Below are 18264 nucleotides of genomic sequence, written 5' to 3'. Positions count from 1 at the left end.
CACGCGACGATATAACCCGCTACTGACATTTTGTAAAAGGTGATTTAAAATCTGAATAAATAAAGTAAAATTATGAACGATTCTCGATTAGTAAAAATCAGCCGATATCTCAGCAAACACCTGCGTCACGCCCCCTGGCGCATCGGCATTGAACTCGTTCCAGGTGGCTGGGTTCCTGTTAGCGAACTCCTCGATGCGTGCCAAAAAAATAACTTTCCTGTTCAGCTTGCAGAACTCAAACAAGTAGTCGCGCAAAACGACAAGCAGCGCTTTTCATTTGACTCCACAGGCACTCTAATTCGTGCCAACCAAGGACACAGCGTAGAGGTTGACTTGCAGTTAGAACCCGCTGTTCCCCCGGATATTTTATATCACGGAACAGGTAGCACTGCCGTCGAGTCTATTCTCAGTCAAGGAATTAGGAAAATGTCGCGGCATCATGTTCATTTGTCCGTCAATATCCAGACGGCGCGCCAAGTAGGTGCAAGACATGGCATCCCGGCAGTCTTTACTGTAGATGCCGCTGCCATGCAACGCGATGGTCATACATTTTACTGCTCGGAAAACAAAGTTTGGTTAGTAGATTTTGTGCCGCCCGCTTATCTCAAAATAAGTTGATAAATTTCAGTTTTTTTGTAGAATGTGTAGCACAAAAACTGTAAAATAAGAGTAAGTAGGAGTTTTGCAAAATGAGTGCGGAAGATATGGGCGATCGCGAAAACAATTTTCATCAAAACAATTCTCAAAATAGAGGTCTGCTAGGCTCGGGTTGGCGACCTTTTTATCGTCAATTTGATTGGGAACACCTGGTACATTTAGCCTCTAGCGACCCCCAAGAACTAGCTCAAAAAACTTTAGGTGCAGCTAGCGATATTGCCGACGCAATGGGACGACACCAATATACTTGGTGGGCCAATATTTTAAATGTATTTTCGGAAAATACTCGCTACGAAATTGATGAATTTTGGGATTACATTACTCCGCAGCCTGTTTACCCGGATTACCGCTACAAAGACGTTTTAGTTACCGAAACGCCTGTGGTGCAATTGGTCAGCCGCGCTAGCATTCCCATCGACTACGTTCTCAACAAACTCCAAGAAATTACTGTTTTCAAAGTTCTGGCTTTGCTAGGGAAACCCGATACAATTACCCAGTCTTTTATGGAGCGGCATTTTTCTTATCCCCCGGAGCGATTTGTTAGCTGGGAACGCTTGGAAGTTTTGGGTACTGTTTATGCTTCTTGGGCTCGATTCGGCTGCTGGCTACAAATTGACAGCTACGACAGGGGAAGACGCTGCTACACTCTAATTTGCCAAGATATTGCGCCACTCGTTAGCAAGGCAACTTATAATTTAGCGGTGATTCTGGGCGGGTACAAAAGCCGCGTCGGACAGGTTCACAGCCAGTTCCCAATTCGCACGTTTTCTGCGGAGGTTCAAAGTTTTACGGATACTGTTCAGCAGGCAATTTTGGATCAAAATCAGTTGGCTGTTTTGGTTAGTGGCGAACCGGGTACGGGCAAAACTGCTTGGACGCAAGCGGTAGCAAAGGAAATTTTAGTGCCGCTGGGTTATGTAATTTTTATCTTAGATCACGATGCTGTGGAAAATTTTGTGCCACCGAGTTATTTAGAGCGGATTTGTATTATTATCAATGAGGCTGATAATTTGGCTCAAGATCGATCGACTGCAGAAGCCCAACGCACTAACAAAACTGAACACATTTTGAGTTTGCTGGATGGAACTTTGTATCAAAGCGTCATCGACGAACACGGCATTCAATTTCAGCAAAAACTCGTAGTTTTGATGACTTGCAACACTACTGAAAGATTAGATCCTGCAATGTTGCGGAAAGGGAGAGTGGATTTTACCAGTGAATTTACGCACAAATTTGTTTGAGCGCTCTCTTGCATTCTCAAGCTATCTGGCGATCGCACTGGCTACACGATCTCATACCATGTTCGATGTGGGATTTTCAATGAAAGAATTGGGAATGACTGAAGAAGCTCATGATTTGGATCGCGGGCATACAGTTGCATTCTTTTGGGGACTTGTATAAAATACCGAACAATCACCAGGAAATATTCTGAATATCAAAGTGTGGGGGAAACTTTCTTGGGTACCTCTAGACCATTGCGGTCAATTATCGCCTAAAACCCTTTTTCTCTCTCGTTTTTTGCCTAGTCTCGCTGCCCTCTTGCGCCCCGGAATAGTCGGGGGAGACAAGAGATCACTCCAGTCCCCTCCGACTATTATTCGGGGGGCGCCAGCGCGATCTATGCCTAATCGTCAAACAGCAACCGGGCACTAGCTTTGGTCTTAAATTGACACTAATGCCTATAGACATATCCCCATCAAAAATGATATCAATGATGGGTGATACCCTCTAAGGGTATCGTCCGAGAGAGCAAATCAGGGAAAAACAGCATTTTTGGTCTCAAACAGAATTTTTCAAACTTGACAGCTATGGAGGAAATCCCAAACCGTGCAAACTAAGCCAGTTCAGCAAAAAAGTCAGGGACTGGGAAGGTACGTTGACGGGACTTTCCCGATCGCCCAACAACCCGCAGAGGCAACCGTGTCCGAGAGTAAAGACAGATTTCGGCGGTTTGTGGAGCGCTCCGCCGAAGCCGTGGCAATGGTAGATTGTGAAATGCGCTATCTGTCGGTTTCTCATCGCTGGGAAACAGATTGCGGGTTGGGCGACGGCGAGGCGATCGGCCGATCTCATTGGGAACTGTTCCCGAATCTCCCGGAATATTGGGAGCAAAATGCCCAGGCTTGTTTGACGGGAGTTTTGGAATACAGCGAGTTTGTGGCAGGGCGATCGATCGCATCTGTATCAGGAAAAACCGCAAGTGGCTCTGTCAGCGAGTCGGTAAGATGGGTATTTCAGCCTTGGAAAAATAGCGAAGGTGCCATCGGCGGTTTAATTTTGTTGGCATCTAAGATAGGTGAGGCTCCCGCTCAAACCAATTGCTCTAATAAATTTCAGTCCGAGGTCAAAAGCAAGCAGTTAGGAACAATACCACAACTAACTCAAATTGCCCTCGAAAATGCTGCTGATACAATCTTTTTTAGTACCTCCGACGGTCAAATTTGCTACGCGAACAAAGCCGCTTGCCATCTTTTCGGCTACTCGGAATCGGAACTGCTAAACATGAGGGTTAGCGACATCGATTCGCATTTGCCAGCATCGGATTGGCGAGAACACTGGGATCAACTCAAGCAGCAAACCAACCTCACTTTTGAAACCAGTTACAAAACCAAAGACGGCGCCAGTTTTTCCGTCGAAGTTAAAGTCAATTATTTAGAATACGGCGGCTGCGAATACCGCTGCGCGATCGCCCGCGACATTTCTGCTCGCCTCGCAGCAGAATCAGCGCTCGTAGAGGCCAAAGAGCAACTTCAAGCCGTTTTGGACGCGGTGCCGGGATTAGTTTCTTGGGTAAGTTCCGATTTGCGCTATTTGGGAGTAAATCGACATTTAGCTAGCGCTTACAAAATGCCGGCAGAACTATTTTTCGGTCAAAAAGTAGGTTTTTTAGAGACAAGTCCCAAATTTAACGATTTAGTATACGAGTTCTTTGCCAACCATAAAAAGAAAACATCTCAAGAAGTAACAGCGAGCATTAGAGGAGAAAATAAAACTTATCTAATAGTGGCTCAAAAATACCATAACAATACGGCGGCGGTATTTGTGGGATTGGATATTACAGAAAGCAAACAGTCACTTTTAGCTTTGCAAGAATCCGAAGAACGCCTGCGACAACAAGCGGCTAAATTAGAGCAGACGCTGTTAATTTTGCAGCAAACTCAAACTCAACTGATTCAAACAGAAAAGATGTCATCTCTGGGGCAGTTGGTAGCAGGAATAGCGCACGAAATTAATAATCCAGTTAGTTTTATTTCCGGCAATGTCAGCCATGCTACTGGCTACATTCAAGAACTGCTGCGAGCGATCGACCTTTACCAAAAGAATTATCCCCATCCCGTGCCGGAAATTCAAGATTTGATGGAGGAATTAGACTTAGACTTCATCAAAAGAGACTTGCCAAAACTGCTAAATTCAATGAAAGTGGGTTCCGAAAGGATTCGCGATGTCGTGCGATCGCTCCGCTTGTTCTCGCGTACCGACGAAGCCCAAATGAAGCCTGCTGATATCCACGAAGGTTTGGACAGCACTTTGCTGATCTTGCAAAATCGCCTGCAAGCTAAAGGGGGACGACCGGGGATTTCTCTAGTTAAAGAGTACGGAAATTTGCCGCGAGTTCACTGCTATGCGGGACACTTAAACCAAGTGTTCATGCACTTGTTGACAAATGCGATCGACGCTTTGGAAGAAGGGGGGAGAAATCCCGAAAAGTATGGTAAAATTCAAAATCAGTCTTACTTGTCTTCAGGCAGGTCGAGAGCTGAAGTATTCAATCCCGAAATTCGGATTCGGACTTCCGTGGTAGGGGAAAACGAAGTGGCGATCGCCATTAGTGACAATGGTCCTGGCATGACTGAAGAAGTCCTCGACTGCATCTTTGACCCTTTGTTTACCACTAAATGTCCAGACACGAGCACTGGTTTCGGTCTAGCAATATCCCAGCATTTAGTAGTAGAAAAGCACGGCGGTAAGTTGCACTGTGTTTCGCGTCCGGGAGAGGGAACTGAGTTGATAATTAAAATTGCGATCGGCAACGATTAATTAGCTATTTACAAATAGGAAATAAGATGGTAATTGAGTGGCTAAAATTTAAAGTACCTCAAGAAAAGTGGGAGCAGTTTATTCAGCGAGATCAGGAAGTTTGGACGGCGGGACTAAAAAGTTGGGACGGTTTTTTAGGCAAAGAAATTTGGGTAGATCCGGTGGAAAATGAGGTGGTGATGGTGATTCGCTGGGAAACTAGGGAGAAGTGGAAGTCTGTGCCACAAAGCACAATCGAGGAGTTGGATGCCAAAATGGGCGATTTGCAAATTGCGATCGCCGAAAGTCGCGAATATCAAGTCCGCAAGTTTTTGCATTAGTCCTCAGTCATCAGTCATTAGCCATTAGTCACCATTTAGGAACTCAAGGATTGTGGGATTCTCTACCGACAGTTCCAGAGTCAAGGTGCTTGTTTATTCACCGACTTTTGGAGTGCTTATCAGAGAGTTTTTCCAAAAAAGAGACACCAATCAGTAGTCAAGGAAAGTGGCTAAACTTCCTATATAGAAAGATTTAACAATACGATGAGACAAAGAATATCTCGTTTAATCAGAAAAACTCTTTCCTTTTCTAAAAAATTCTCCAATCATATTGGAGCAATCTGGTATTTTATTCATTAGTCTAACGCCTGTTTATCTATAGAGTGAAAGGCTTATTTTTTCATGACTATGCAGGATTACCCACTTCCGAACTATAAAAAAAGTTATGTCATTGTTAGCGACAGAAAACCAGCCAGTCAACTTCGCCAAATTGCTACAAAACGGACAAATATCATCATCAGATTTGCTAAACGCATTGCAATTTCTATCACGGCGCTGCTTGATAGAAAAAGAAGCAAGTTTTTACACTTTGCCACCTGTACTGAAGCAATATATCAAAGGATTGTAACGGAGATATTGCACCATTGTTAATAAACCTTTTATTTCTTACTCTGCGGAGGCAGACTTTGTTTGACAAGAAGCGGTTTTAACCGCCCTATCATAAAGAGTGGTGACTGTGCTATCATAAAATACAAAACTTATTGAGTCGAGTTCTATGACCACAATAACTACAGTAACAACAGCCTCCCAACTCGCTGATTACTACATCTGGTTCGCGAATGATGTAGGTTCCTATCTCAGCAACCACAAGCTACAAAAACTATTGTACTACGCCCAAGCATGGTATTTAGCTTTTGAAGATAAACCGCTTTTTGATGAAGATTTTGAAGCTTGGGTGCACGGGCCGACTATCCCGGCTTTATTTTACGAATACAAAGAACAATTTGACTGGAAGCCAATTCTCAAAGAAGTCGAAAAACCGGACTTTCCAAAAGAAGTACAAGAGTTTTTAGACGAGTTATCCGATGATTATTTCTTTCGGGATGCTTATGAGTTAGAATTGATGGTGCGACGCGAAGACCCTTGGATTAATGCTAGAGGTGAGTTGCCAAGAGATGAACCTTCTCATGCTATTATTACGAAGGAATCAATGATGAAATTTTACAAAAGCCGTGTCATCGAAGAAGAAGCATAAAAAAAGACAAGATACAGACATTCGCAGTCAACCATCTTCAGCAAGGAGAGAGGTTGTCAATATCCAAATCCCAGAAGGAATTAGTTTTTCTTTCAGGTATTATCAGGATGACAAAGAGAAATTTTCAATTGCGGGTCGAGATGCTAGATATCTAGCATCTGTATTCAGAAGGCTGCGCGATTTGTCACAATTGAAAGCTCAAGAAATTATTAATAATCAGAGTAAAAGTCTGCGCTGTCATGGAATTGTCTGGCTAGATACAACTGAGCCTAATGGCTTCGGGATTCCCAATGAAGCTGCGCTAGTAAATGTTCCGTACCAGTTTCAAATATCTGCTAATGAATACGGCAGGGTGCATGGATTTTTTAGTGAAAATGTTTTTTATATTGTCTGGTTAGACCCAGACCACAATCTTTATAGTTGAAATTATAGCCGAAGGAAGAAGGAAGAAGGAAGAAGGAGAATGCAATCCCAACAAATTATCTCGTGCTTAAAATTGGAGAATAATTGAAGAAGTGGGGAATCTCAAAAAGTCTGGGACTTACTCCGACTAAAGAAACCGGGTTTTTCACCTAATCTGCCGACTGCGACGAACTATTATCTTAAAAAAAAAGGTTTGTGAACCCCATGCGTCAGTCCTAATTTTAAGAAAGTTTTGCATAGAGAGCTGAAATAAAATTAACGCTTAAAAAGCCTACTGCTAGTACGAGAATGATAAAGAGGGCGATACTGAAAATAGATTTTAGCCGATCGCCAATTGCGGGTTTTTCTGAGTTCATTGGTCAATTTTTACAGTAAATTTACTCTGGGTCATTGAGAAACAGTAAATTATACCAATGCGCGAACAAAAAGGCAACTCCCGACAATCTCCAAACGACGATCGTCCTCAGTAGGTCGCCTTTTGTTAACTTTTAATCTAAAATCTAAAATCTAAAATAGTCTTAGGCATTTTTCAGTTAGCCTGGACAGCTATTGTCGATCGCCCTCACCGAATGACCTAACTCCTGTAAAATAGAGGGCGCCTTGGGGCGAACCTTTTAACAGCCGGAATTGGGCGCGATCGTCACAGGCTCCCAAATACATAATAATATGGCAGTCATCCTTAACTTACTCACAAAGGTAAAAATAGAAGAGTGCCAAGAAATAATCTAAAACATATAACTGAAAATAAGGATAGAAATCGATGCTCCACCCAATCTCGCAACCTTACCCACAACGAGCAAATACTATGACCCAAAGAGCCGTGCGGAAGCCAAAACCCTCTGTTGCAAACCGCTTGAGACCAAGTTTTCCTCAAAGGCACTGGCTGGAGCTGGCAGAGTACGCCTCTCTGGCGGCCTCTGGTGTGGGTTCCCTGGCGGTGGCAGTGTCGGGCCAAGCTTTTTACGGGGTGGCTCCCCTAACTTTGGCTTTGTCGCTGAATGTTGCTAACCGGTATCGCTTCGAGCAGCAAGTGCGGGTGCATCAACATTCGGAAATGGCCCAAGTCCAAAAGTCTGTCAATAAAGTCGAAAAAACGGCGGTGACGGTAATTGTTAAATTACGCAGGCAGTTGTCTGCAGATATTGCATCGCTGCGCCAGCAAATGGCGGCAATGCCTAGGGCAGAAGGCTTTGAGGATTCTCTCGACATTCAGCGGCAGTTGCTGAGTTTAGGAGAGTCGGTAGCTTCTTTGCAAGAAATTGTGGCGTCTGCTGTGCTCGATGTCCGCCAGCAAGTGAGCGAACAACTGCAAGATTTATCTGTTGGTCAACGGGCGAATCTCCAAGCTGTGGAACAGGCTATAGAGCAACTGCAAAGTGCGACGCAAGGCTTGACAGAAACTTCTATCACCCGAGACGACTGGGAAGTAGTAAATACTAGATTTTTGGAAATCCAGAAAGTCATGGCCAATTTGCAAAGCCAACTGCAAGCTCCCGCGCACCAATCAACTGCTGATTTGTCGATCGTCCAAGCTCAAATCCACCGTTTGGAACACGAGCAGCAAGAAGTTGTCAAACCTCACCTCAAGCGCTTAATCTCGGTTGTCAAGGAGTTGCAGCACACACCAGAGAATCGTCAGTAGTCATTAGTCAGCAGTCATTAGTCATCAGTCAGAAGGAAGATTTTTCGACTCAGAGATTCTGCGACTCACGCCCGATCGAGTCCAAATTTTTCGACAACTGTGTTACAAGATGAAAAGCTAATCTGTCTAGTTCACCTGTTTTCAACCTGTTACAAGAAAATTAAATGACTGCAACCGTAACTATTGCTGATAACCCGTTACTAATCGGTCAAGGATTGCCTCCATTTGACGCGATCGAACCAGAACACGTAGTCCCCGCCGTTACTCAACTGCTGACCGAACTAGAAGCCTCGCTAGCTGACTTAGAATCGTCTGTAGAGCCGACTTGGAGCGGCTTAGTAGAACCATTGCAGCGACTCGGAGAGCGTTTAAATTGGAGCTGGAGCATTGTCGGACATTTGATGGGCGTGAAAAATAGCCCGGAACTGCGATCGGCTCACGAAACAGTACAGCCGGAAGTAGTAAAATTTTGGAGCAAGCTCAGTCAAAGCAAACCGCTTTATGAAGCTTTTAAAGCGCTGCGGGCTAGCGAAAATTGGGACAGCTTAGAGTCAGCTCAAAAGCGAATTGTCGAAGCCGCTCTCCGAGACGCCCAACTCTCCGGCGTCGGTTTAGAAGGCGAGCAAAAAGAGCGTTTTAATGCCATTCAATTAGAATTGGCCGAAATTACTACCCAATTTTCCAATCACGTCCTCGACGCTACCAAAGCATTCAGCATCACCCTCACAAACAAAGACGAAATTGACGGTTTGCCGCCGAGTTTGTTGAGTTTAGCAGCTCAAGCCGCTCGCAGTGCCGGCGAAGAAAATGCGGATGCCGAAAACGGCCCTTGGCGGATTACTTTAGACTTTCCGAGTTACGGCCCTTTCATGCAGCACAGCACCCGCCGCGACTTGCGCGAAAAGTTGTACAAAGCTTTTATCGGCAGAGCAAGTAGCGGAGAATTGAATAACTGGCCGTTGACCGATCGCATTTTAGCTTTGCGCCAGGAAAAAGCTGCTTTGCTCGGGTTTAGCAGTTATGCCGAATTGAGCTTGGCGAGCAAAATGGCTCCCGACGTTACAGCAGTGGAAGCTTTGTTAGAAGAATTGCGCTTAGCTAGTTATGATGCTGCTGTCAAAGATTTAGAAGAATTGAAAGCTTTTGCTGCCGAAAAAGGCGCGGCGGAAGCTGGAGATTTGAAGCACTGGGATATTGGTTTTTGGTCGGAACGGCGCCGGGAAGAAAAGTTTGCTTTTAGTGCCGAAGAATTGCGCCCTTATTTTGCTTTGCCACAGGTATTAGAGGGGTTATTTGGATTAGTAAACCGGCTGTTCGGCGTGACAGTAACTGCGGCGGACGGTCAAACTCCTGTGTGGCACAAAGATGTGCGCTATTTCCAAATAGATGACGAAGCAGGAAATACGATCGCCAATTTCTATTTAGACCCCTACAGCCGCCCCGAGGAAAAGCGCGGCGGTGCTTGGATGGACGAGTGCGTAGTGCGCGCTAAATTTGTGGAAGCCGGAAAAACAACAACGCGGTTGCCGGTGGCTTATTTGGTGTGCAACCAAAGTCCTCCTGTTGACGGCAAACCGAGTTTAATGACTTTCTTGGAAGTCGAAACTTTGTTTCACGAATTCGGTCACGGTTTGCAGCATATGCTGACAACGGTAGACTATCCGGGGGCTTCGGGCATCAATAATGTTGAGTGGGATGCGGTGGAATTGCCCAGTCAATTTATGGAAAATTGGTGTTACGATCGCGCGACTTTGTTCGGGATGGCAAAGCATTACGAAACCGGGGAAACTTTGCCGGAACACTACTACCAAAAACTGCTAGCAGCGCGCCACTACATGAGCGGCACCGTCATGCTCAGGCAAGTACATTTTAGCAGCGTTGACATCGAATTGCACCACCGCTATCGATCGGGCGGCAGCGAAACTGTGGCCGATGTCCGCAACCGTATCGCTAAAACTACCACAGTTTTGCCTCCTCTGGAAGAAGACGCATTTTTGTGCGCTTTCGGACACATTTTTGCGGGCGGCTATGCGGCGGGCTATTACAGTTACAAATGGGCGGAAGTGCTCAGCGCTGATGCTTTTGCGGCGTTTGAGGAAGCGGGTTTGGAAGATGAAAGTGCGATCGCCTCTACAGGTAAGCGCTTCCGAGATACAGTGTTAGGATTGGGCGGCAGTTTGCACCCGATGGAAGTGTTTAAAACTTTCCGGGGACGCGAACCGAGCACTAAAGCTTTGTTGAGACACAGCGGTTTAGTTGCGGCTTAATCTGGCATAATCTACTGTGGAATAACTGGGGATTAATGCGGGTGAATTTATCTGCATTAATCCCTGTTTTTTGTTAAACCAGATTTAGGCAGATCCTGTATGTCTAGGGTGCGGTGTGGATGAAGTCTTACCGCTATCCAGCAGATTCCAGGTTTATGAAGCACACAAAATATCGTTCGTTCCCCGTAGGGACACGGCATTGCGGTGTCCCTACAATTCATAAACCTGGAACACGCTATAATTCATGCATAAAATAACTTTTTGCGTAAGTTTTATTGTTAGAAGATTGATAAGTGGAGACACACTTTTTTTATTGGTATTAATAGGACTAAAATTTTCACTACCCGCCCATTTTATTGTAGAACATCATGCAATAAACATCTGTAGTTTGGCACATCATCGCCAATCTTTGGGTAAAAATTGGGCAGAAAGTGCGTTAGCGAAGCCCTCGAAGAGGATCGCCAGCAGCTTTTAGTTGAGGTTGGAAAGCTCCTCAAAGCAGCATCAGTCTCAATACTGTTAGTATAGACTTCGATTTGGGAATATTTACTGTTATTGATCACTGATTATACTTAAATTACATCTCGCGGAAATTAAATTTATATATCGCAACATTTACGGGTTGTTTTCTTTATACAGCTAATGCTTTTATTTGCAAATAAAAATCGACGCTTTTACCGAATCTTTAAGATAGAGTGGCAACAGCGAGTCTTTTTTAAATTTTTGATAAAGCACGGGGTACTAGGCGTCAAAAGGGTGAAAATTTTAGGTAGAAACTAAAAAACTTAGTTGGGATTAATTTGAGGATTATCAGAAAAAATCTTTGTATATTATATGATCAAAAGTAAGGATTGATAGTCAATCGTTCACCTACAGATTAAGAATTTCATGGATATTCAATTAATTAATATCGGTTTTGGTAACATTGTGTCTGCTAATCGAGTGATTGCCATTGTCAGTCCCGAGTCAGCGCCAATTAAGCGGATTATTACTGATGCGCGGGAGCGGGGACAACTGGTTGACGCGACTTACGGCCGCCGCACGAGAGCGGTAATTATTACAGATTCGAGTCACGTAATCCTCTCGGCGATTCAGCCGGAAACGGTTGCTAATCGTTTTGTGATCAGCAAAGACGCTCAAGGTCGGGATGATTGAGGTTTGTCAGTTGCAATTTGAGCGCTTACAGTTTAGAGTAAGCGAAAACTTGAATTGTTACACGTTTCTATTCTAAAAATGAAATCCGGTAAATTAATTGTTCTGACGGGGCCTAGCGGTGTGGGGAAAGGCACCCTAGTACGATCGCTCCTCAATCGCCATCCCGAATTATATCTTTCGGTATCCGTGACAACTCGATCGCCCCGTGAGGGAGAAATTGAGGGACAGCACTACTATTTTGTCAGCCGCAGCCGCTTTGAACAAATGGTTGAGGCTGGAGAGCTGGCGGAATGGGCTGAGTTTGCCGGTAATTTTTACGGTACTCCTTATTTTGGTCTCAAGCAAGGAATTGGTGAGGGAAAATGGGTAATCCTAGAAATAGAGTTGGAAGGGGCTAGGCAAATTAGGAATAAGTTTGCAGAGGCGCTGCGAATTTTTATTTTACCTCCTTCTTGGGAAGAATTGGAGCGGCGGCTGCGGAGCCGGGGTCAAGATTCCGAAACTGCGATCGCCCGTCGGTTGGTGCGGGCTAAAGAGGAAATTGAAGCAGCAGGGGAATTCGATTTCCAAGTTGTTAATGATGATTTGGAAGTTGCTTTGAAAAAGCTAGAATCAATACTTAATTTGGTTGAGCTTTCAGGTAACTAATGACTAATTACCCATTTCTCTGTCCTGGCTAAAACTTCGCTACTTTGTTTGATAGCAACACAAACTTTTAAATTCAATTCCAGAATATTCAATGAAGGCGAATTTTTTCTCAAGGGTTCAATTTCGCGAGCAGAACAGCCCAACATTTCCATATAAGCTAGCGTCCAGCCAATAGCTGCAATGTCCCCTACATTGCCTTCTCCGGCGCAGAGGAAACATCCCAATTCGCCCTCCGGCCCACACTCAGGACAAACCCAATTGCCCAGTTGTGAATGGGGCAGATTTGTGCGGGAGGCGGATGCAATTGTTAATGCTTTAATATGATTTTGAACTACTTGTTTAAAACCTCGGTTTTGGTTGCTGCGGTGGTCGGAATGTGTGTGCGATCGCCCGATTTCTTCTGCTGGCTGTTGTGGCGCAGCAACAGATGCTGTTTGGTTCTCCCTGGTTACTCTAGATTCGCCTAGGTTCGCTGTTAGCTGAATACCATAGTCTTTCGACTCCGCAGTCTGAGAGTGGTTGAGTGCGCTGGAGGAATCGGGTTCGGAAGTTGTGAAGGATTGTTCTATGCGATCGGCAAAATCTTGCATTGAGAGGTGATGTTCGATCGCCAAAGACCAAGTTCTTTTATGTCGGAGGTCGCCATATTTTCTGGCTTCTTCCTCAGTAATGCCGAGCGCCGCAGCCTCTTGGCGCAGCACATTCATCGAAGTCATTGTATCTGATATCATTAGTTTGTTTGCAGTTAAATTTACGATTGCCCGCTCAGCCTACAAATAAATTACCTTAGATATACTACAATAGTCCGGACTATTTTGAGATCCTACTCGGAAACCCTTGATTTTCCGTTAGCAAGTGGATTCTGCACTCGCCCTGAAACGCTTATTTTACCCTTGGCAATCACACACTGTCCGAAGTATTGATAGTAGCGTAAATCTAAAATCTCAAATCTAAAATCTAAAATTGGATGACTTCAATTCTTCCCGATACAGCTTTATCTGTTGCCGGACTAACATCATACCTGCAAGAGTTGTTGGAGGGCGATCGCAACCTGCAATCAGTTTGGCTGACAGGCGAGGTGTCGAACGTTTCGCACCACCCCAGCGGCTGCTTTTTCACTCTGTGCGACACCGACAAAAGCGCTGCTATTCGCTGCGTGGTGTGGAATTCTCAGCGGCAAAAATTGGTGCAAATCCCGGAAAAAGGCGAACAGTTGCTGGTTTTGGGAAGCATCCGGGTTTACAAAAATCGGGGCGAGTACCAGTTGACTGTTGTGCAATCGCTACCGGCTGGGGAAGGATTGCAGGCTTTGCGGTTGCAGCAATTGCGATCGCGCTTGGATGCTGAGGGTTTCTTCGATCCCGCCCGAAAGCGCCCGATTCCCGCACACCCGCAAATTGTGGCCGTGGTGACATCCGATACTGGCGCTGCTTGGGGAGACATTCAGCGGACTCTAGCCCAAAGATATCCCGGTTTGCGGGTGTTGCTGTCGCCGACAGGAGTGCAGGGAGAATTGGCTGCTGCTGCCATTGCTAGGGCGATCGCCCGTGTAGAATTGGACGGTAGGGCTGATGTGATCATTTTAGGGCGGGGCGGCGGTTCTGCGGAAGATTTGGCTTCTTTTAATGATGAGAGAGTTGTCAGGGCGATCGCGAATTGTGCGATTCCAATTATCACTGGTATCGGGCACGAAAGAGACGAATCTCTCGCCGATTTAGTAGCAGATAAACGAGCCCACACTCCCACTGCGGCGGCCGCTCAAGCGGTACCAATTTTAGCAGATCTTTACTTTGAACACAAGCAGCGAATGGTCAATTTAGCAAACGCTGTGCGGGCAAGATTTCAGACAGAAGAAGAGCATTTGCAACTGTTACAAAATCGATTAAAACGTTTGCCTGCGACATCCCGAACTTTGCGGCAAGCAACTGGTAAACTGGAAGTATTGCAAGAAAAGCTATCTGCACTGAATCCGACAGCGGTATTGCAAAGGGGTTATGCGGCGGTAATCCAAAGTGACGGTACGATCGTCCGCACAACTGACGGTTTGGAATTGGGAGAGGAATTGACTGTGAGGTTGAGTCGGGGCGTGCTGAAAGTTAAGATTCTAGAAGTATTGGATGCAGAAGAAAAGTTATGATTGATTCGCAGTTGCGCCAGTCTGACTGGAATTATGAGGAAACGGTCGATCGAATTGAAGCGATTATCGATCGGGTGGAATCGGGAGAGTTGCCTCTAGAGGAGGTTTTCGAGCAGTTTGGGGTGGCTGTGGAGTGTTGGCAGGAGTGCGAAAGGTTTTTGGCGCGTGGGAAGGAACAGATGGATTTGTCGATCGAGCTTTTAGCTGCAGAACCCGATTTTTAAGCGCAGGTGAACGGGGATTAAGGCCGATAAATGTAGGTGAAATAGCAGGTGAAACCGAAAGTCCGACAGGGAATTAATTCCCTGTCTCATAGCGAAAGTCCTCTGAAGAGGACTGTTAAATTCATTAGTCCTCTTTAGAGGACTTGCGCTATGAGGCGGGGATTTCAATCCCCGCCGGAATGTGTGTCAGACGTGTTTGTTAACACCATCAAACACCACAAATCAATGCAAACCCTGACAAATAAATCCCGACCAATAACTCAAATCATCAAAAGGATTTGACAGAGTGTAAATATTTTCTTTCAAACTTTCATATCCTTTCTTCTGTTTCTGAATCTGATTCTCCCGCTTCGTTATTTTCTTCAACTCCGCCCCCAACTCCTTAAACTCATCTGTCTCCTTGTGGTAGGATTTCTGCAGCAATTTTAATTTTTGTTTTTCCTTTTGAACCACAGCCAATTTTGACTTTAAATCCCCAATAATTCTCTGAAGCAACGGATCGATTTGCGGTTGATAAAGCTCTTTCAACTCCGCACCCGAAATTGTCCGCAACCTCACCTGTGCCCGTCGCAAAGCCTCTGGACGACTCAAACCTTCCCGACGATACTGATAGTAAAAAATCGAAAATAGCGAAGTAGCGAAATCATCTACCGCCCACAAAGTGCTGACCACACTCCGCGCCCCCGCACACAAAAAACCCGTTCCCAAACTAAGAAGATTATCGGTAATTTCCGTCCCTCCTAAATTAGTTTCGCAGCAGGACATAAACACATCGGATAACTGCGGCAAGCGCCAACCAGGTGTCATCAATTCCCCTAACGTGATACTCCCGTCTCCTAAAAACAATCGCGATTCTAAAGGATTGTCCAAACGCGAAACGGCGTGGTGGCTGGAGTGGATTACATTCACATTTTGGGCGAGGTTTCGATAGGCTGCGACTGTTGCTTCTTGACTTCCTTTTAAGCGCTCAGGTTGGGTCACAATTTCGGCAATTTGTTCGCACTCAAAAGGAGTGAAGTACAAATCATCAGTGGCATTTTCCACAATTCCGTATTTGGGCGATTCGATGGTTTCGTCTTTACTGCAATACTCCAAAATTCTGCAACTGGGAACGTAACGAATCAGGAAATAATCGCTAAGAACCCCCCCCGGCACGCCCTTGCTAAGCAGGGTGGAGTGGGGGGGTTCTATCGGCAATGCCGCCAGCGGAATCTGATGCAAAAACAAATGCGGAATCACAATCAATTCCTCAATTCCATCCAAACAAATACCAATCAACTCATCAACTTTCAACCGCTGCGACAACTGAGACAAAAACTCACCCATCCCCTGTTGCCAAATTTTCCGATCCTGCAAATAAGGCGACAACCAACTCTCGCCAATCCACTTCTGAAAAATTCCCAAACCCTCTCCCTGACAAGTGTGAATCTGCGGCGCTTTATCCTTGTAAATCACAAAAACATGAGTGTCATCATCCGTCGTGTAAAAACAGAGAATCGCCGTCTGCGAATTGTCAATGAGTTTCTGCATCTTCGCAAACTGCATCGGATCGACTTGAACTTGTCCCGCTAAAACTGGATCTAAACTGCGAATATTTTCCCAGATTCGCTGTTTCTGGGCTTCCAATTCTTGAATCTTCTCCGTGTAAGCAGATAACTCTGCCCGACTGCGCGACTGACTCCCCACACCGGCTAATTCTTTATTGCCTTCAGAAGGTTTGCGGAGTTTTTCAACTTCTGCGTCAATTTCCCGCTGCTTCGCCTCAAATTCCTGCAAATATTTTTGCACTGCGGGCGGAATTTCGCCACTAGCATACAAATCATTGCTGTGCATTAAATCGACTAACCGCTGAGCCCGGGTACGGTCGCAATATACTATGGCTTTTTCCAGTTCGTTGTTGTTGACGCAAGCTTGAATTGCCTTTTCGTAAACATCGATCGATTCTGCTAAAATCTGCTGGCGGATATCGTCGGAAGTTGCCCAACTTCTGCTTTTTTCTACTGCTTGAATTGCTTTCTCGAATCCTTCCAGGGCGATATCCCAAAAACCAGCAGTGAAAGCGGTATTGCCGAGGTTTCTAGCTGATTGCAAGCAGTCTAAAGGGAAAGCAGTAGGAGCGCGAATTTCTAATGCTAAGCGAAAACAGGCGATCGCCTCTTCTATATTCGCCGCCCTGACTCCTTCTATTCTGTCACTATAGGCATTCCCTAAATTGTTTTGAGTCCCTGCCCAATCTTCGGGATAATTCTCGGGGGTACGGACTTTTAATGCTTCCCGAAAACACGCGATCGCATCTTCTATATTCTTTGCCCTGACTCCTTCTCTGTCACCATAGGCAGTACCCAAATTGTTTTGAGTCAATGCCCATTGTTCGGGATAATCCTCGCGGGTATAGACATCTAAAGCTAGGCGATAACAGGCGATCGCCTCTTCTATATTCGCCGCCCTGACTCCTTCTATTCTGTCACTATAGGCATTCCCCAAATTGTTTTGAGTCATTGCCCACTTTTCGGGATAAGCCTCGCGGGTATAGACATCTAAAGCTAGCAGATAACAGGCGCTCGCCTCTTCTATATTCCCCGCCCTGACTCCTTCTATTCTGTCACTATAAGCCATCCCCAAGTTGTTTTGAACCCCTGCCCATTGTTCGGGATAATCCTCGCGGGTATAAACTTGTGATGCTTCCCGATAACAGGCGATCGCCTCTTCTATATTCTTTGCCCTGACTCCTTTTATTCTCTCACTATAGGTAAGGGCCAAATTATTTTGAACCGTTGCCCATCGTTCTGGATAATCCTCGCGGGTATAGACTTCTGATGCTGCGCTATAACAAGCAATACCTATTTCTAAATTCCAGGCCCGCCGCCCCATGGGAAACTTATTAATTAAGTAGCCAAACTTGCCAATAACTGCTGCGATGGATGCAGCTTGTTCTGAGGCAACTTCTGTGAATTTTGATGTAGTCCAAGCTTGTAATATTTGAGCAAATTGCAAATCCAATTTATCGAAATTTTGTTGTAAAATAGGATAGACCACTTGAGGATTCCCATCACTTTTTATCATTGCCAGCACCACCTCCATTAAGAATTTTAAATAATCTGTATGAGAATTTGCACGGGCAATAAAGTTAGCCAATTGTGTCGCTAGATTCTGCAACCAAGCTGCCTTGGAGTTGCCCTCTGCTGCCATCTTCTCCGCTTCCGCCGCCATGACTTGCACAAAATTGGCATCCACTAAGTATCGATTGGCGTTGATAATATCATTTACTGTACCGCTAGGGCACTCAACCAGGGCTTGAATCAGTTGGAGATAGGCGGCGATGCGTTGTTCGTCCATTAGAGTTTCGCTTTATTCTGTATATATATCGATCGGGAATTTGGGGGATAATTATGCAAATTCCTGAAAAATTCTAGATATTTATCTTTGGAATGTTGTAGGGGCGGGTGTACCAACCATCAGCGCCAAAAACAAACAATCTCCAAAACACGCCCCCACCCAACGATAAATCTCATTTACATCCTTCCCATTTTGTAGAGGCGGGTTCACCACCTATAATCG

17 protein-coding genes and 1 pseudogene are annotated in these 18264 nt (G+C 45.2%); 15 read left to right on the top strand and 3 right to left on the bottom strand.

From position 1 onward, the window contains the following. Positions 1-72 precede the first annotated feature (72 nt). The 9 genes and pseudogenes from QUB25_RS18120 (at position 73) to QUB25_RS18080 (ending at position 6634) form a co-directional block, all read left to right on the top strand. Complete coding sequence (locus tag QUB25_RS18120) at positions 73-618, top strand: RNA 2'-phosphotransferase (protein ID WP_333184805.1); 546 nt, start codon at positions 73-75, stop codon at positions 616-618. Positions 619-689: 71 nt separating this feature from the next. Further along, positions 690-1898, top strand: a complete 1209-nt coding sequence (locus QUB25_RS18115) for an AAA family ATPase (RefSeq protein ID WP_333062691.1) — start codon at positions 690-692, stop codon at positions 1896-1898. After that, a complete protein-coding gene (locus QUB25_RS18110; protein ID WP_333062693.1) occupies positions 1873-2058 on the top strand; it encodes a hypothetical protein in 186 nt (61 codons plus the stop codon). Before QUB25_RS18115 ends, QUB25_RS18110 begins: the two co-directional genes overlap by 26 nt. 426 nt (positions 2059-2484) lie before the next feature. Beyond that, positions 2485-4695, top strand: a complete 2211-nt coding sequence (locus QUB25_RS18105) for a PAS domain S-box protein (RefSeq protein ID WP_333184801.1) — start codon at positions 2485-2487, stop codon at positions 4693-4695. Between the two features lie 26 nt (positions 4696-4721). Then, the gene (locus QUB25_RS18100) at positions 4722-5015 is read left to right on the top strand and encodes a TIGR03792 family protein (RefSeq protein WP_333038786.1); all 294 of its coding nucleotides are present in this window, start codon (positions 4722-4724) and stop codon (positions 5013-5015) included. Positions 5016-5065: 50 nt separating this feature from the next. Next, positions 5066-5315: pseudogene (locus tag QUB25_RS29840) on the top strand (IS1 family transposase); the annotation flags it as partial. Between the two features lie 85 nt (positions 5316-5400). After that, positions 5401-5583, top strand: coding sequence for a hypothetical protein (locus QUB25_RS18090; RefSeq protein WP_333184799.1), 183 nt, complete (start codon positions 5401-5403; stop codon positions 5581-5583). Positions 5584-5730: 147 nt separating this feature from the next. Further along, entirely contained in the window at positions 5731-6210 is a 480-nt protein-coding gene (locus QUB25_RS18085; RefSeq protein WP_333184796.1) for a type II toxin-antitoxin system antitoxin SocA domain-containing protein, read from the top strand. Next, on the top strand, positions 6188-6634 hold the full coding sequence (locus QUB25_RS18080; RefSeq protein ID WP_333184793.1) for a hypothetical protein: 447 nt from the start codon (positions 6188-6190) through the stop codon (positions 6632-6634). The genes QUB25_RS18085 and QUB25_RS18080 overlap by 23 nt, the downstream gene beginning before the upstream one ends. A gap of 220 nt (positions 6635-6854) precedes the next feature. Here QUB25_RS18080 and QUB25_RS18075 read toward each other — a convergent pair whose 3' ends face one another. Then, complete coding sequence (locus QUB25_RS18075) at positions 6855-6989, bottom strand: hypothetical protein (protein WP_333184790.1); 135 nt, start codon at positions 6987-6989, stop codon at positions 6855-6857. Positions 6990-7438: 449 nt separating this feature from the next. Between QUB25_RS18075 and QUB25_RS18070 the strand changes: the two genes are divergently transcribed. From QUB25_RS18070 to gmk, 4 genes are all read left to right on the top strand, one after another. Further along, positions 7439-8275: a hypothetical protein gene (locus QUB25_RS18070; protein WP_333184787.1), complete on the top strand. Its 837-nt coding sequence runs from the start codon at positions 7439-7441 to the stop codon at positions 8273-8275. A gap of 164 nt (positions 8276-8439) precedes the next feature. Beyond that, a complete protein-coding gene (locus QUB25_RS18065; protein WP_333184784.1) occupies positions 8440-10542 on the top strand; it encodes a M3 family metallopeptidase in 2103 nt (700 codons plus the stop codon). A gap of 888 nt (positions 10543-11430) precedes the next feature. Beyond that, positions 11431-11697, top strand: a complete 267-nt coding sequence (gene remA / locus QUB25_RS18060) for an extracellular matrix/biofilm regulator RemA (protein ID WP_333166994.1) — start codon at positions 11431-11433, stop codon at positions 11695-11697. Positions 11698-11775: 78 nt separating this feature from the next. Continuing rightward, on the top strand, positions 11776-12345 hold the full coding sequence (gene gmk, locus QUB25_RS18055) for a guanylate kinase (RefSeq protein WP_333062706.1): 570 nt from the start codon (positions 11776-11778) through the stop codon (positions 12343-12345). Here gmk and QUB25_RS18050 read toward each other — a convergent pair. After that, a complete protein-coding gene (locus QUB25_RS18050; protein ID WP_333184780.1) occupies positions 12342-13076 on the bottom strand; it encodes a hypothetical protein in 735 nt (244 codons plus the stop codon). The two genes, gmk and QUB25_RS18050, sit on opposite strands and share 4 nt — an antisense overlap. A gap of 236 nt (positions 13077-13312) precedes the next feature. Between QUB25_RS18050 and xseA the strand changes: the two genes are divergently transcribed. Then, complete coding sequence (gene xseA / locus QUB25_RS18045) at positions 13313-14482, top strand: exodeoxyribonuclease VII large subunit (RefSeq protein WP_333184777.1); 1170 nt, start codon at positions 13313-13315, stop codon at positions 14480-14482. After that, entirely contained in the window at positions 14479-14706 is a 228-nt protein-coding gene (gene xseB, locus QUB25_RS18040; RefSeq protein ID WP_333046043.1) for an exodeoxyribonuclease VII small subunit, read from the top strand. Before xseA ends, xseB begins: the two co-directional genes overlap by 4 nt. A 222-nt stretch (positions 14707-14928) precedes the next feature. Here xseB and QUB25_RS18035 read toward each other — a convergent pair whose 3' ends face one another. After that, entirely contained in the window at positions 14929-18042 is a 3114-nt protein-coding gene (locus QUB25_RS18035) for a CHAT domain-containing tetratricopeptide repeat protein (RefSeq protein ID WP_333184774.1), read from the bottom strand. Between the last annotated feature and the right edge of the window lie 222 nt (positions 18043-18264).

It is taken from the genome of Microcoleus sp. B3-D7 (assembly GCF_036705305.1).
GTDB lineage: Bacteria > Cyanobacteriota > Cyanobacteriia > Cyanobacteriales > Microcoleaceae > Microcoleus.
This window is presented reverse-complemented; position numbering and strand designations above follow the sequence as displayed.

Excerpts from the sequence above, each read along its gene's own strand:
- xseB (WP_333046043.1), top strand. The coding sequence starts at position 14,479 with ATGATTGATTCGCAGTTGCGCCAGTCTGACTGGAATTATGAGGAAACG.
- QUB25_RS18100 (WP_333038786.1), top strand. The coding sequence starts at position 4,722 with ATGGTAATTGAGTGGCTAAAATTTAAAGTACCTCAAGAAAAGTGGGAG.
- remA (WP_333166994.1), top strand. The coding sequence starts at position 11,431 with ATGGATATTCAATTAATTAATATCGGTTTTGGTAACATTGTGTCTGCT.
- QUB25_RS18035 (WP_333184774.1), bottom strand. The coding sequence starts at position 18,042 with ATGGACGAACAACGCATCGCCGCCTATCTCCAACTGATTCAAGCCCTG.
- xseA (WP_333184777.1), top strand. The coding sequence starts at position 13,313 with ATGACTTCAATTCTTCCCGATACAGCTTTATCTGTTGCCGGACTAACA.
- gmk (WP_333062706.1), top strand. The coding sequence starts at position 11,776 with ATGAAATCCGGTAAATTAATTGTTCTGACGGGGCCTAGCGGTGTGGGG.
- QUB25_RS18065 (WP_333184784.1), top strand. The coding sequence starts at position 8,440 with ATGACTGCAACCGTAACTATTGCTGATAACCCGTTACTAATCGGTCAA.
- QUB25_RS18050 (WP_333184780.1), bottom strand. The coding sequence starts at position 13,076 with ATGATATCAGATACAATGACTTCGATGAATGTGCTGCGCCAAGAGGCT.
- QUB25_RS18115 (WP_333062691.1), top strand. The coding sequence starts at position 690 with ATGAGTGCGGAAGATATGGGCGATCGCGAAAACAATTTTCATCAAAAC.
- QUB25_RS18120 (WP_333184805.1), top strand. The coding sequence starts at position 73 with ATGAACGATTCTCGATTAGTAAAAATCAGCCGATATCTCAGCAAACAC.
- QUB25_RS18085 (WP_333184796.1), top strand. The coding sequence starts at position 5,731 with ATGACCACAATAACTACAGTAACAACAGCCTCCCAACTCGCTGATTAC.
- QUB25_RS18075 (WP_333184790.1), bottom strand. The coding sequence starts at position 6,989 with ATGAACTCAGAAAAACCCGCAATTGGCGATCGGCTAAAATCTATTTTC.
- QUB25_RS18070 (WP_333184787.1), top strand. The coding sequence starts at position 7,439 with ATGACCCAAAGAGCCGTGCGGAAGCCAAAACCCTCTGTTGCAAACCGC.
- QUB25_RS18090 (WP_333184799.1), top strand. The coding sequence starts at position 5,401 with ATGTCATTGTTAGCGACAGAAAACCAGCCAGTCAACTTCGCCAAATTG.